At 61.5% G+C, this 14,749-nt stretch carries 11 protein-coding genes; 7 read left to right on the top strand and 4 right to left on the bottom strand.

Annotation, left to right across the window (positions count from 1 at the left end; genetic code table 11):
- Positions 1–5: 5 nt before the first annotated feature.
- Positions 6–3,158 carry a PSD1 and planctomycete cytochrome C domain-containing protein gene (locus tag ACILSE_RS09250; RefSeq protein WP_395717095.1) on the bottom strand — a complete coding sequence of 1,051 codons (3,153 nt, stop codon included), beginning with the start codon at positions 3,156–3,158 and terminating at the stop codon, positions 6–8.
- Positions 3,159–3,442: 284 nt separating this feature from the next.
- Between ACILSE_RS09250 and ACILSE_RS09245 the strand changes: the two genes are divergently transcribed.
- From ACILSE_RS09245 to ACILSE_RS09225, 5 genes are read left to right on the top strand one after another with little or no spacing between them, the layout of a single operon-like run.
- On the top strand, positions 3,443–4,201 hold the full coding sequence (locus tag ACILSE_RS09245) for a M14 family metallocarboxypeptidase (protein ID WP_395717094.1): 759 nt from the start codon (positions 3,443–3,445) through the stop codon (positions 4,199–4,201).
- Entirely contained in the window at positions 4,198–5,157 is a 960-nt protein-coding gene (locus tag ACILSE_RS09240) for an alpha/beta fold hydrolase (RefSeq protein WP_395717093.1), read from the top strand. The genes ACILSE_RS09245 and ACILSE_RS09240 overlap by 4 nt, the downstream gene beginning before the upstream one ends.
- A gap of 11 nt (positions 5,158–5,168) precedes the next feature.
- Complete coding sequence (locus tag ACILSE_RS09235; RefSeq protein ID WP_395717092.1) at positions 5,169–6,032, top strand: hypothetical protein; 864 nt, start codon at positions 5,169–5,171, stop codon at positions 6,030–6,032.
- 33 nt (positions 6,033–6,065) lie between these two features.
- Positions 6,066–8,456 (top strand): hypothetical protein, encoded by a 2,391-nt coding sequence (locus tag ACILSE_RS09230; RefSeq protein ID WP_395717091.1) that lies wholly within the window; start codon positions 6,066–6,068, stop codon positions 8,454–8,456.
- Positions 8,457–8,504: 48 nt separating this feature from the next.
- On the top strand, positions 8,505–10,013 hold the full coding sequence (locus ACILSE_RS09225; protein ID WP_395717090.1) for a sulfatase-like hydrolase/transferase: 1,509 nt from the start codon (positions 8,505–8,507) through the stop codon (positions 10,011–10,013).
- Between the two features lie 9 nt (positions 10,014–10,022).
- Here ACILSE_RS09225 and ACILSE_RS09220 read toward each other — a convergent pair whose 3' ends face one another.
- From ACILSE_RS09220 to ACILSE_RS09210, 3 genes are read right to left on the bottom strand one after another with little or no spacing between them, the layout of a single operon-like run.
- Positions 10,023–10,466 carry a nuclear transport factor 2 family protein gene (locus ACILSE_RS09220; protein ID WP_395717089.1) on the bottom strand — a complete coding sequence of 148 codons (444 nt, stop codon included), beginning with the start codon at positions 10,464–10,466 and terminating at the stop codon, positions 10,023–10,025.
- A gap of 8 nt (positions 10,467–10,474) precedes the next feature.
- Positions 10,475–11,257 carry an alpha/beta hydrolase family protein gene (locus ACILSE_RS09215; protein ID WP_395717088.1) on the bottom strand — a complete coding sequence of 261 codons (783 nt, stop codon included), beginning with the start codon at positions 11,255–11,257 and terminating at the stop codon, positions 10,475–10,477.
- Positions 11,258–11,279: 22 nt separating this feature from the next.
- Positions 11,280–12,257, bottom strand: a complete 978-nt coding sequence (locus tag ACILSE_RS09210) for an alpha/beta hydrolase family protein (protein ID WP_395717087.1) — start codon at positions 12,255–12,257, stop codon at positions 11,280–11,282.
- Between the two features lie 133 nt (positions 12,258–12,390).
- Here ACILSE_RS09210 and ACILSE_RS09205 point away from each other — a divergent pair, with 133 nt between their 5' ends.
- Positions 12,391–13,506 (top strand): serine hydrolase domain-containing protein, encoded by a 1,116-nt coding sequence (locus ACILSE_RS09205; RefSeq protein ID WP_395717086.1) that lies wholly within the window; start codon positions 12,391–12,393, stop codon positions 13,504–13,506.
- Between the two features lie 192 nt (positions 13,507–13,698).
- Entirely contained in the window at positions 13,699–14,724 is a 1,026-nt protein-coding gene (locus tag ACILSE_RS09200) for an alpha/beta hydrolase (RefSeq protein WP_395717085.1), read from the top strand.
- Positions 14,725–14,749: the final 25 nt, after the last annotated feature.

The following is a 14,749-nucleotide window of genomic DNA, read 5'->3' as shown; positions in this document are numbered from 1 at the left end:
CGTTCTCAATGCAGGTAAAAGAATTCGTTCGTGTTCAGCAGCACCTGGCAGAGGTCGTTCATCGCCCGGCGGAAGGGATCGGCCTCTTCGACGCTCTTCACGTCGCTACCGCTCCAGGCGTATTGCGAGTTCAGCGCATCGGCGGCACGCCAGATGACGAAACCAGCGCTCCATTTCTCCGGATCGGCGTTCAGCGTCTTGTCGGCGAGATAGCCGGTGGCGATGCGCACGGCCTCGATGTTGCCGTCCCATTGATGCGTGGGCGAGCGCTTGTTCAGGCCGCCAATGACGAGCTGCGAGGAGCCGAGGCTGAGCTTCGAGCGGATGTCCATCGGCACTACGGCGGATTGCACGGCAGCGCCGGGCGTGTCGAGATCGCGCACGGTGAAGGTGATGTTCTTGCCGGTGCAGGAAACACGGGCCGCGAAGTGATAGCGACGCCCCAACTCGATGTGGATGTTCGATGCCACGACCTGATAACCGATGTTCGAGTTTTCATCCTCGCCCACCACCTGCACGATCACATTGCGCGGCTTGTAGCGCGACTTTTCGCCGGTGACGCCGAGGCTCCAGCCGAAGGCTTCAAGACTGTCTTTGCCGCCGTTCCAGCGGGACACCAAGGTGCGCACGGAGGCATTCACATCGACGCTGTTAAGCTTCGCGACGGCTTCCACGCTGAACTCATCGCCCTCTTTCTCGCTCGTATTAATCAGCAGGCGCTCGTGGGCGCTGTTTTCTTTGAAGGCCTCGGAGCCTTCGCCGTTGTCAGCGGCCTCGGAAGCCTTCGCTGAGGTCGTTCCGGCCCGTTTCTTCAAAAAGGCCTCGGCGGTGGCTTTTTCCTTCGGAGTCGGCGGACGGCCCAAAACGGCCATCCACGCATCGTCGATACCTTCCACGCGGGAGGCGAGCTTCCGAGCACGGGCGAGCAACCAGTCGCCATTGAGCAATTGCAGCGCCTGCGTCGGCGTGGTGGTGCTTTGACGCTCGGCGGTGCTCGCAAAGCCGGCTGGCATGTCGAGCGCACGAAGAAGCTCGTTCGGATTGTTGCGCTTCTTCATCGTGTAAACCGAGCGACGGGTGCTGTTGCCATCGCCAGCAGGTCCACCGGCAGCGGCATCGAGTTCGCCGCTGACCGCGAGCAACGCATCGCGCACCTGCTCGGCATCCAGACGGCGCGGATTGAAGCGCCAGAGATAGCGGTTCGATGGATCGACCTTCGAAGCGACCTCATCAGGCTCCTGGCGGGCCGTTTGACGATAAGCAGCGGAGAGCATGATCTCGCGATGCAGAGGCTTCAGATGCCAACCGCCCTTCACAAACTTCGTCGTGAGGTAATCGAGCAGCTCAGGATGCGTCGGTGCCTCGCCCAGCTTGCCGAAATCGCTCGCGGTGGCCACGATGCCGCGCCCGAAGTGATACTGCCAAACGCGGTTCACGATCACGCGAGTCGAGAGCTGGTTGTCAGGTCGCGTGATCCACTCCGCCAGCGCGGTGCGACGACCAGTCGAGGTCTTGGTGGCTTTGATCTTCGGCAGGCTGGTGTCGATGATCGAGAGGAAGCCCGGCTCGATCTGCTGCTCGCCTTTGCGTGTCTTGATCGCAACGGGTGGCGCCACCGGGCTCGCATCCGTCGCCACAAAGGCCTCCATCAGCGGCTTTGGCTTCAGGTGATCGAACTTTTTGAGTTCCTCTTCCAGCGCTTTGTATTCCGCTTTCTGCTCGTCCGTTTTGAGGCTCTTCATCGGGTCAAAGCGCTTGCGCTCCACCGTCATCTGGCGCTCGACGAGACCCGCGAGCTGCTTTTCCAGTGCATCGCGTTTGTCCGCGGGCTTCCGCGTCATCACCTGCAGGTCATCGGTGAAGCGTGTGAGTGCCCGCTCGACCTTCGGTTCGATCAGCGGCTTCGTCAGCGCGTCCATCTTCGCGCGAATCTCCGCCGTGGCGGCCTCCCACTTCGTCTGCTGCTCGGCAAAAGCTTTCTTCTCTGCCGTCGTCGCCAGCGTCATGTCATCGCGCCATTGCACCGGTGCCAGGAAGGCCCGCAGGCGGTAGTAGTCCTTTTGCAGGATGGGATCGAACTTGTGATTGTGGCAGTGCGCACAGCCCATGCTCAGGCCGAGGAACAGCTCGCCCGTGGTGTCCGTCATGTCGGTGAGAATGATGTCCCACTGGCCGCGGGCATCGCGCTGGTTCCATTCATACACCGGATGACGCAGGAAAGCGGTGGCGATGAGCACGTTCGGATCATTCGGCGCGATCTCATCACCCGCGAGCTGCTCTTTGACGAACTGGTTGTAGGGCTTGTCGTCGTTGAGCGACTTGATGACGTAGTCGCGATACGGCCACACCGACGGGCGATACTCGTCCGCGTTGTAACCATCGCTCTCCGCATAGCGCACGAGGTCCAGCCAGTGCTGCGCCCAGCGCTCACCATAGCGTGGCGAAGCCAGCAGCTCATCCACGAGCTTCTCATAGGCCTTCGGGTCCTTGTCGTTCACAAAGGCATCGATCTGTTCCTTCGTCGGCGGCAGTCCGTGCAGGTCAAAATACACGCGACGGGCTAGTTCATGCCGATCGGCCTCCGGCGCGGGTTTCAGCTTCATCTCCGCCTGCTTCGCCGCGATGAAGCGGTCGATGTCATTGCGCACCCATTTGCCTCCCGCATCGGGTGGCGACACCTTTTTCACCGGCTGGAAGAACCAGTAATTCCGCTGCTCCTCCGTGAAGCCTCCCTCCGTCACCACCACCTTCTTCGAGCCATCCTCCGGCCACGGCGCACCGATTTGAATCCACTTCTCCAGGATCGCGATCTCCGCGTCCGGCATCTTCCCGCCATTGTTCTTCGGCGGCATTTGGAAATCCTCATTCGTCCAGCGAATCGCCTCCATCAGCGGCGACTTCGATGGCTGCCCCGGCACCACCGCCGGGCCCGTGTCACCGCCCGTCTTGAGGTAGCCGATGTGGTCCACCCGCAGGCCGCCCTTCTGCTTCGTGTTGCTGTGGCACTCGTAGCAGCGGGTCACCAGGATCGGCCGAACCTCCTTCTCGAAAAACGTCATCGCCGCCCGCTGCGCATCATCATCCGCCGCAGCGGACCAATGGCCGACGGCAAGGCTGGAGAGCAAGAAAAGGGGGCGGAAAATGCTGGAGCGGTTCATCTGGCTTAATTAGGCTAGAGAAGAACGCTTTTGGACGCCAAAATTGGCAAAAATGCTCCCGGTTCTCGCCCTCTTCATGAGCGGTCGTATGCACCAGCGCATCCGCGCTCGCAACGATGCCCAAGTTGTTCGACCAGTCGAGTTAGGTCTCAGGAGGGTGTTGGGCGATGCTTTTGCCATGAAAAGGAATTTTTAGACCGGGCAGGCCGTGTTTAGGTGATGTCAGGAGGGTGAAATAGCGAAATCAGAATGACGAATGAAGAAGCCCGGCCATTCTCACGCACGTGAAGCTGCTCCCCAACCATCGCGCGCACGACGCGCGGCATCTCATCCAGCGCTGGCGTGTGCTTGCACGCAAGACCGGATGCAAGGTGCGGACGCTCTGCGAGGTGGAGGGAGTGCCTGTGCTCGCCATTGAGTCGGCGGCGGCGCGAGAGGGCGTGGCGGCGGCTTATTTGTCCAGCGGCGTGCATGGCGACGAGCCGGGGGCGGCGTGGGGATTGCTGGCATGGGCGGAGAAGCATGCGCGCGAATTGAAAAGCGGCGCGTTTCTGATCGCGCCGTGCCTCAATCCAGTTGGTTTAACGCTGAACACGCGGGTGGATCATCGCGGCATCGACATCAACCGCCGTTTTCACGATGCGGAGGATGTGATCTGCGGGCCGTGGCAGCGCTGGATCACCGGAAGAGCGATGCGTTTCGGTTTGTGCCTGCACGAGGATTATGACGCGCAAGGCATCTACCTCTATGAGCTCAATCATGCGCGACAGACAACCGGTCACAGCATTATTGATCGTTGCTCGCGTGTGATCGCGCCCGATTTGCGAACGAAAATCGACGGGCAGCGGGCCAAAAACGGTGTGATCCGCCGTCGCACACTTCCGACGCATCTGCCCGGCATGCCGGAGGCGATCGAACTGCATGTGCGCGGCTGCCCGGTGACGCTGACATTTGAAACGCCGTCGGAGTTTGATCTCGAAAAGCGTGTGCGCGCGCAGGTGATGTTCATCGAGGTGGCGATGGAGGCGTTCACAACGTCATGAGGCTGTTCTTGCTCATCATGATGCTGGCGCTGGCCGGCTGCTCGACGTTCACGCCCCTCGGCGGACGCGGTGAGCTGCGCAAGGACGAGTGGGTTAGCTACGATGGCAAAGTGATGCCGGTGCAGTCGTGGATGGTGCCGGCGGGCAGCAAACCGCGCGGCGTGGTTATCGCGGTGCATGGCCTGAGCGGCGCGAAGTCGGATTTCTGGTATCTGGGCCAGGAACTGCCAAAGCGCGGCTACACCGTGTATGCGTATGATTTGCGCGGGCAGGGCAACGACCCGGTGGTGGCTGAGCGCGGCGACATTTCTGGCGAGAAGGTGTGGAAGCGCGACTTGGCGACGTTTCACGCGCTGGTGAGGCGCAGACATCCGAAGACGCCGGTATTCTGGTATGGCGAGAGCCTTGGCAGCCTCATCGCGCTGCACACGGCGGCGGATTTGCTTGGGAATCGCAGCGACCCCGAAGCAATCATCCTGGCCTCGCCCGTGGCCGGACTGCGGCAGACGATCAGCGGCTTTCAGCGCTTTCTGCTCGAAACGGCCGCGAAGCTCTCGCCGCGCACGCGCTTCACGCTGGGGGATCTGGCGGGCGTGGACGAAAAAAAAATCCAGGTGACCTCGACTTCGACGCATGGCGGCCAGATGGCGGTGACACCGCATCATGTCAGCGCGTTTTCGCTGCGGCTGCTCACGACAGTGGGCGGCATGTTGGACGAAAATCCGGGCGCTGTACGCCGCCTGAAGATGCCTGTGCTGTTTGTCGCCTCGCCGAACGACGTGCTTTCCTCCGCGGATCAGATCCAGGCGTTGTTCCTGCAGGTGCGCAGCCGCGACAAGAAGCTGCTATGGTACACGCGCTCCTATCACCTGCTGCTGCATGATGTGCAGCGCGAGGAGGTGGTGAATGATGTCGCGAAATGGCTCGACCGGCTCGCGCGAACGCTCAAACGTTGATTATTTTCCACATGAACCTCGACGATCTCATTCTGCAGGCCGTGACAAGCGCGGAGATGCCGTTGAAGGCGGCGCAGGTCGTGAAACTCGTCAAACCGCAGGCCGGACGGGCTGCGACGCCGAAAGTGGTGACGACGGCGCTTGATGCGCTGGCAGCGGCAGGACGATTGAACCGCCTCCCGGCTGGGAAAACGGCATTGTTCACCACGCTGGGCCTTGAACAGGCCGCGGAGGCGATGCTGCGGCCGCTTATTCATGCGGCAAAACAACCGCCGCAGGCCGCGAAACTGCGCGCGAAGCTGCCGGTGGTGCTGCAGCCGCATTTCGAGGTCGCCTTGGGTGCGCTTGTCGCGCAAGGCGCGGCGTTTGTGATGCCTGGGGCGAAGCGGTTGGTGCATTCGCGCCGTCCGAAGCCCTCCGAGTTGCTCGACACGGCGAAACGGCGTGCCCTGCAGAATATGCTCGATGATATCAACGCGTTGCGCGGCACGCCGCTGACCCTGGCTGATTTCGCGGCTTGGCTCGATGATGAGGAGCGCGCTGAACCGAGCCCGCTTGAGATCGAAACTCCAAAAACAGCGCCGCTGCCTGAAGATGCGCTGCTGCGCGAATGGTACGAGCAGGACCGTCTGCGCTCCTCGACAATGATGATCGCGATCCCGCGAACTTTTGAGCGCTACGCCGCATGGGCGGCTGAAAAAGGAGGCGCGGCTGATAGTCAGGTTTTACGAAATTTGATGACGGAGCTTTACAACAATGGCCGCATCCTGCTAGAACCCTGCGAACGGCCGCAAGACCTCCCCGAGCATGAGCGTGCCATGCTCGTGCCGATGTCTCTCGGCCCTCCCGGTTACTCGTGGTGCTGGATCGCGTGATCGCAGCGCTGCCGTTTCGATCCTCTCCCGCCCATGTCTCCCTACGTCGCCCTGAATCCGTTCACCGTCACGAGTGTCGGTGAGAATGACTTGTGGAACGCCTCTTTGCTGCCGGATGTGCCCTACATTCATTCGGTGCCGTTCGGCGCGCTGAAGATTGCCGTCGATCAGGTGCGCGCGCAAAAGCGCAGCCAGGTGCGGTTCGTGCGCGGTGCCGGCGGCTCCGGGAAGTCGCACATTTTCGCACGCCTCCATCGTGAATGCGCGGACGGCATTTTCTACGCCTACGCGCCGAATCCGCCGCTGCAACCGGAGGCGCTGGAGCACTTCATCCTCACGCGGTTCATCAGTAGCATGCGGCATCCGGTTCGTGCTGCGGACGGAAAGCAGGCGCCCTACAGCCAGCTCCGTCTGCTGGCCTACGCGCTGCTGAAGCCTGTGGTGGAGCAGCAGTTCACCTTCCCGGAGCTGCATGAGGCATGGGCGGAGATCGAGCTGGAAACACGCAAGGAGATGATCCACCAAGCGGTGCAGCTTCTGGAGGCGGAGCATCCGATGGTGCCGCGCAGCGTGCTGCGCTGCCTGCTGAACATTTTGCGCGAGGACAAGGAGCACCTCGCCGCGCAGTGGCTCTCAGGAGCGGCCTACCTCACGGAAAATGAATTGAAGTATCTCGGCGTGCCTGAGCCGCTGCAGCGCGGAGAGATGGGCGTGGTGATCCAGCTTTTCGGCAAACTGGCCGCGCAGGCCGGCGCGCCCGTGGTGCTCGTGCTCGACCAGCTCGACCTCATCATCACCCAGCCGCAGTTTGACGAGATGCAGCGCCTGCTCTTCTCGCTGATCGACCAAAGCGAGAACTGGGTCGTGCTGATCGGCCTGGTGGCGGAACGTTTTGCCATGTGGGACGCCGCGCTGAGCCAGGCGCTGCGCGGACGCGTCGGCGTGCCGGACAGCAACGCGCCGCTCGGCTTCCGCCTGCCGGTGATCGACATGCTGCCCATCGCGAACGAGCAGAAGCGCCTGCTGCTCGCCTGCCGCCTCGAAACTCCGGAGCTCGTAGCACAGCGAAAGAAAGACGGCATCACCTCGGCCATCCATCCGCTGCTGGAGGAGGACATCACGCGTCTCACCGCCGGCGGAGCGATCTTCCCGCGCCACTTGCTCGCGGCGGCGGCGGAAGTTTATGCCATGCGTGCCGTCGGCGAGGCTCCGCCTTTGCCGAAGGATGTCGTCACGATGGCCAGCGCGCCCGTGGTGAACATTACAGCCACGCCACCGCCCATTCCTGCTGCCGCAGTTCCTCCCGCACCACCGCCTCCTGCCGTGGCGGCCCTCGCCGCGATCATTGCGCCGCCTGCTGCGGTCGCGCCTTCACCACCCGTGCCGCCGACGACTCCTGAAACCGCGCCTGTGGCGGTGCGTGTGGTTGAAGAGCCGAAGGAAAAGCAGCCGGCCGCGCCCGTGGCGGTCGCAGTTCCCGTGTCGGCCGTTTCCGCGCCAGAAGCTGCTCCTTTGTCCGTTCCGGCGGCCGTTTCCAAGCCATCGCTGGCGGAAAAAATCGACGCACTCCTCCAGCAGGCTGTGGAGGCCGCGAAAGCCGACACCGCCGCGTCCAGTGCCATCGATCTCGGTGAGCGTGTGCGTGATCTCATCGGCCTCATGGTCGCCCCGCCGGTGACGATCACTGACGGCGACATCCGCAAATCGTATGACAACTTCGACGGCACCGACCGCTGGTTCGAGTGGGGCGGTGGAAAGACACGCGTCATCACCACCGACTCGATGCGCGGCAGCTTCATCGCCGTGCTGGAGCGCCTCAAGGAGGCGGGTGGCGACACACTGCTTCTGCGGCATGACATCGCGCCGGTCTCCGGCCAGCTCACGCTCGAGCTTCTGAACTCCTTCAAGGCGAAGAACACCTTCCATCACATTCCCGCCTCCGAGACCGCCGTGCTCGACGCACTCGGCCGCCTGCTCGCCGCCCAGCGCGAAGGCTCCTACGACCAGCTCCCCACCGAGCCGCCCGCGACCAAGGACAACGTGCTCGCCGCGCTGCGAAATCATCCGCAGCTTCGCGGCCTGCGTTTGTGGGACATGATTCAGAAAACCCACGCGCCGAAAGCGGCGCCGGTGTCCGCGCCGCCACCTCCCTCGGTGCTCTCCACCATCGCACGACCGCCCGCGGCCAAACCACCTCCCGTGGCCGTTGTGAAACCACCTGCGGTTCCCACAGCCGTGCCACCGCCTCCACCCGCTGCAAAACCACCGGGATTCCCGGCCGCCAGACCGCCTTCTCCGCCTTCGGTTGTTGCCAAACCTGTCGCCCGCCCGCCTGCGCCGCCTGTGGCCAAACCTCCGCCCGGCGTGCCGCGTCCTCCGCCCGTGGCAAAGCTGCCGCCGCCTTCGCAGGGCACCGCCGCGTGAGTTTTCACGGCTACAAAGCCGCGGTGCATGGCGTTTAACGCGCACCTCATGAAAGCACACGTTCTCATCCTGCTTGGCATTGTCTCGATTCAAGTCCTCGCGGCCGAAACAAAGCGTCCGAACATCCTCTTCATCTACGCGGACGATCAATCGACGAAAACCGTCGGCTGCTATCCAGGTTCCTGGCCCTGGGTGAAGACGCCAAACATCGACGCGCTGGCAAAGAACGGCGTGCGCTTCCACGCCGCGTATCTCGGCTCCTGGTGCATGCCTTCACGCGCCACGTTGCTCACCGGTCGGCATCCGCATGGCATCGAGTCGATGTCGATGGAAGGCAAGTATCCCGGCAGCACCTACGATCCGAAACAGTGCCCGTTCATTCCTGCGCAAATGCGCCAGCAGGGCTATCACACCGCGCAGATCGGCAAGTGGCACACCGGTACCGATTCTGGCTGGGGCCGTGATTGGGATCATCAGATCGTGTGGAACCGGCCGCTGCATCCTGAAAATGCCGGCGCGTATTACGAGAAACAAATTCTTAGCATCGACGGCAAGGAGCAGACCGTGGACGGCTATCCCGCGGACAATTACACCCAGTGGTCCCTCGACTACATTCGTGGCAAAAATCGCGATGCTTCGAAACCCTGGTATCTCTGGCTCTGCTACGGCAGCGTCCATGGCCCGTCGAAGCCTGCCAAGCGTCACCTTGGCAGCTACAAAGATGCCGAAGTGCCCGTGCCTGCCGACATCTTCCCACCACGCGAAGGCAAGCCTGATTATCTCAACAAGATGCAGGCCTGGGCCAAAGGTGAAGACGGCCATCCCATCGCCAAAAAAGGTGGCGAAGCCTTCGGCGAGACGAAAAAAGCCAAGCGCTTCGATGACTGGGTCCGCCAAGTGAACGAATGCGTGCCCGCCATCGACGAAGGTGTTGGTCAACTCATCGCCGCGCTCAAGGAAACCGGCCAATACGACAACACCCTCATCATCTACACCGCCGACCAGGGCTTCAGCATGGGCGAGCACGGCTTCCGCACCAAGCTCGCGCCTTACGATGCGAACTACCGCTCTCCACTCATCGTCAGCATGCCTTCGCGGTTCCCGAAAGGCAAAGTCTCTGACGCGTCCGTCAACGCCACCGACCTCTCTGCCACCTTCCTCGCCATGACCGGCGTCAAAGTGCCGTGGCCCGTGCATGGCCGTGACCTTACTCCATTGCTCGAAAAGCCCGACAACGTCTGGCCGCATGCCTGCTACTACGAGCACATGGGGAACGAATACGGCTCCAAAGTCAGCCAGACCATTCTCACCCAGGGCAAACAGGACAACTTCCAAGGCGTGCCGCTTTACTCCGCACTCGTGCAGGATCACTTCAAGCTCGTGCATTACCTCGACGGTCAATCCGGCGAGGAACTCTACGATCTGAAATCAGATCCCGAGGAGTTGAAAAATCTCATTGGGGATGAATCGCACGCCGAACGCATCGCGAAGCTGCGCGAAGCGATGAAGTCAGAACTCAAGCGCACAGAGGCCGGGTTCACCGAATTTGTGAAGTAGCTTCGACGATCAAGGCTGCTTCGGCGGCAGTTTGCACGACTGCCACGCGAGAAAGCGCCACTGGCCCTTTTCCTCGCGCCACACGGCCAGGAAGCTGAGGACAGCATCCATCGCCTTGCCTTCAGACTCCGCTTTGACATGCGCACGACCCGTCATGAGCGCGATACCTGGCGCGGGGAAGGTGAACTTCTGCTCCTCATAATTATAGACCACATACTTCGTTTTCCCGGCGCTGAGGATCTCGATGAACGACTTTTTGGTATCCACGATGCCGTTCGAGTGCGCATAACGCAGCTCATCAGAAAAGATGTCTTCGAGCTTCGCACGATCGCCCGATTGCATCGCGGCCACGCGGGCTTTGTCAGCCGTCTGAACAGCGGCGAGCTGCGGATTTTCGGCCGCGAAGGCTTGGACGACGAACAGCAGAGCGAGTGAGGCGAGCAGGGTTTTCATGGTGGCGATTATTTGGCGTGTTTGAGGACAAAATCGACCAGTTCCTGGCACTCGAAAAACGACGGACCGACCTTGTGGCCTTCGCCGGGGACGATCTTCACACTGAAGGAACCGCCGGCGGCTTCGTAGCGCTCTTTGAGGAGCTTGGTGTTGTCGTCGTAGGGCACCACGACGTCGCTGTCGCCATGCACGGCAAACATGGGCACCTTGTTCGCAGCCAGACCGGCGAGGTTGTCGATGGGATTGAACTCCTTCAGTCGCGCCACGAGGTCTGTTTCCGGCAGCGCGTAGTCGGCGAGTGTTTGCGGCTTCGAGTTCTTCAACGGCCAGCTCGCCAGATTGCAGACGGGATAGATCCCGACCCAGGCCTTCAACTTGTCGGGATTTCTAAAAGCCCAGGCGAGAGTCATCATGCCGCCGCGACTTTGGCCGAGCAGGATCGGCTTCGCCGAGAAACCGCGCTTCACCATCGCGTCGTAAAACAGCGTGAACTTCGCTGAACTCGCCGGAGAGCCGCGCACCTCGCCCAGATCAAAGCCCGCGAGACTGATGCCCGCCTTCATGAAGGCCTCGAAATACATCGGGCGTCCCGCCAGCGACACACCGCCGTTCAGTGTGGGCGCATACCAAACCCATGGTTTGCCCTCGGCGGGCTTCGGTGCGGCATGGAGCACCGCTTTGTGACTGCTGACATCAAAGATCTCGGCTTTGACTTTGGGCAAAGGCTCCTGCGCGAGCGAGGGCAGTGCGAGGAGTGTGGTGAGTGTGGTGAGTGTGAGGAGTCGTTTCATGGCAGCTTTGAGCTATGAACGCTCACTTCCGCTGCCAATTGTCTTCTTTCTCCAGCACCGAGCGTGTGCCTTCGCCATTCAGCCACGCTTTGGCCTCGGTATCGCCTTTGAGGAAGGCATCCCAAAAGGCGGTGCTGAGGGCGAGGATGACGCGGTGGTGATTCGGGTTTTGCTGGCGGCCTTCGCCGGGCAGGGCGCGTTCTCCGAAGGCTCCGTGCTCGGCTTCGTGGAGGACGAGTTCGTATTTGTCCCCGGGCGGCAGTGCGGGATAGACGCCGAGACGCGAATCGAGGTTTCCGCCGAGCGTCATGCCGCCGATGCGGGCCACGTCCTTCGTGCCGGTCATGAGCAGCCACGGCATCGTCACGCTGCCAAACGCACGCTCGGCATTGCCTGCGGCGGGCACGCTGGGGCTCATCATCACGGCGGCTTTGATGCGCGGATCGGTGAGACTGCGGCCGATGGGCATGGTTTGTCCGCTGACCGCCTGCGTGGTCACCGCGCCGAACGAATGGCCGGACATGCCCACGCGGGTGAGATCGAGCCTGCCGCGCAAGGCGTGCGCCTCCTCGGCATTCCAGTGCGTGAGTTGATCAAGCACCGCTGGGATGTCCGCCGCACGCAGGATGAAGTTCTGCACGCTGGCCGCCTGCTTCATCGCCATCGGGATGCGAGCCGGTCCCTGGCCCTTCCACACGGATTCATCGCTGCCCGGATGCTGCACAAAGATGACCGCATAACCACGAGCCGACCAGTGCTTGCCGAGATACGGATTGTTCTCCCGCGAACCACCCAGCCCATGGCTAAAAAGCACGACTGGGGCTGCTTTCGACGCCGCAGGCAGATACACACGGATCGGCAAGGCACGCTCGCGTGAGGCATCCTGCACGGTGAAGTCGAGTGGAGCCGCCAAAGCGGCCTCCGGCACTTTCAGCGGATCATAGGCGAAAGTGGCCGTTACGGCTAAAGAGGTGAAAAAGGCGCAAACGAGAGACTTCATGGCTTTGGGAGACTTTTGAAACTCCGAGCCGTGGAAGTGGTCGCGTTCATCGTGGTGTCGCAAAAGTTCCTCAGCGAAAGAGTGGAGGCATTGGTCGAGTTGAAGTGCGATCTCCACTAAAAGCCTCCCCTCCATGATTCACCGACTCTTCGTTCTCCCACTCCTGCTGCTCGTCAGCACCTTGGCTGCTCATTCCGCTGATAAAGCTCTGCCCCGCAGCACCCCCGAGCAGCAGGGCATTTCCTCGGCTGCGGTGCGTGACTTCATCGAGACGGCGGACAAGCAAATCAACACGCTGCACAGTTTCATGCTTGTGCGTCACGGTCATGTTATCGCGGAGGCATGGTGGAAGCCGGAGTCGGCGGAGAAGCGCCACGTCATGTGGTCACTGAGCAAGAGCTTCACCTCCACCGCCATCGGCCTCGCGGTGGCGGAGGGCAAGCTGACGCTCGATGATCCGGTGCTGAAATTTTTCCCCAACGATGCGCCTGCGGAAGCGAGCGAGAACCTCAAGGCCATGCGAGCGCGCGACCTGCTCTCGATGAGCGGCGGGCACGAGGTGGAGCCGAAGTTTGGCTTCGACACCGGCCCGTCGGTGAAGGGTTTCCTCGCGCATCCGGTCACTCAGAAGCCGGGCACCTTTTTCCGTTACAACACGCCCGGCACCTACATGCTCTCCGCCATCCTCACTAAGGCTACGGGCCAAACGGTGCTCGACTACCTCAAGCCGCGTCTCTTTGAGCCGCTCGGCATCGAGAGTCCCGTCTGGGATGCGAGCGCGGAGGGCTACAGCCTCGGCGGTTACGGCCTGCACATCCGCACGGAAGACATCGCGAAGTTTGGTCAGCTCTACCTGCAACGCGGCAAGTGGAACGGGCAGCAATTGCTCTCCGAAAAATGGGTCGATGAAGCCACCTCGAAGCACGTGGACAATTCCAAAGCGCCCAGCGGCAAAACGTCCGACTGGCAACAAGGCTACGGCTTCCAGTTCTGGCGCTGCCAGCACAACTGCTTCCGTGGTGACGGCCGTGACGGCCAAATCTGCCTCGTGATCCCCGAGCACGACGCCGTGATCGCCATCACCGCGCAGACCGGCCAGATGCAGAGCGAACTCGATCTCGTGTGGGAGAAACTGCTGCCCGCCTTCGCCAAAGAAACCCTCCCTGCGAACACCGCCGAGCACGAAAAACTGCTGCAAGCCGCCGCGAACCTCACCGCGCATCCCGCACCGCCGAAGAAGGCGAAGTGATGGAGTGCAGACCTCCCATTAGTATCAGGAATCTTTTAACCACTGATACGACGCTCATTTGACGCTGATATTAGAGGTTTGAAATTAGTGTCTGGTCAGCGTCAAATCAGCGGTTTTTACCTCTGCGGCACATCTTTAAATTTCCAAAACCTGACGGTCCATATCTGAAAAATGCTACGCGACTCATCCATCATGAAACGCCTCTTCCTTGCTCTCGCCTGCTTCTCCTCGCTCCAAGCCGCTGAAACCTACACCGAGAAACCCGGCAAGCAGGGCGATGGTGCTTTCGAGGTCGGGCCAGAATACAAACTCGATCCCGATTTGACCGACAAAGGCAACGCGAAGGGCAAGACGTTCACGTTTTCGATGAAGCTGGCCGATAGCAAGATCTTCGACGGCACGGACAAGACGCTGGAGCCGGACAAGAAGAAGGTGAACACAGAGCGCAAGATCACCGTGTATGTACCTGCGGCTTACCAAGATGGCACGAAGGCTCCGCTGCTCGTCATTCACGATGGACCGGGCCAGTTGAAGCTCATCAGCCATGCGCTCGACAATCTAACCATCTCGAAGGACGCGAAGCGCAAGCTGCCAGCCTTTGTCTGCATCGCGGTGCAGAATGGCGGGAACGATGGCAAGAACAGCCAGCGCGGCCTGGAGTATGACACGATGTCGGATCGCCTCGCGCGATTCATTCACGACGAGGTGCTGCCCGCCGTGCTCGCGAATGCCGAGATCCGCGCCGCGTATCCAAAGTTCGCGCTCACGGAGAACCCGTGGGGTCGTGCGGTGATAGGTTGCAGCTCCGGTGGGGCCGCAGCGCTGACGATGGGTTGGTTCCGGCCCGATTGGTTCCGCCGCATCATCGCCTACTCTGGCACCTTCGTGGACCAGCAGGACGACGACGCGCCCGAGGAGTCCAAATTCCCGCTCGGCGCGTGGGAGTACCACTCCGGCATGAAATTGATCGAAACGAGCGAGCTGAAGCCGCTGCGCATCTTCACCCACGTCTCCGAAAACGACAACCGCGCCAACGATCCCGAGGAAACCTACCACAACTGGGTCATGGCCGGCATGCGCACGAACGTCGCCCTCGATCAAAAAGGTTACCACCACCGCTACGTCTTCAGCAAAAAGACCGGCCACTGCGACAAGCGCGTCTTTGAGCACACGCTGGCGGACACGCTCGTGTGGCTCTGGCGCGGGTGGGAGGGGTGAGTCCTGCTTCGATTGCCAATCGAAG

This window comes from Prosthecobacter sp. (assembly GCF_044236155.1).
Classification (GTDB): Bacteria; Verrucomicrobiota; Verrucomicrobiia; order Verrucomicrobiales; family Verrucomicrobiaceae; genus Prosthecobacter.
This window is presented reverse-complemented; position numbering and strand designations above follow the sequence as displayed.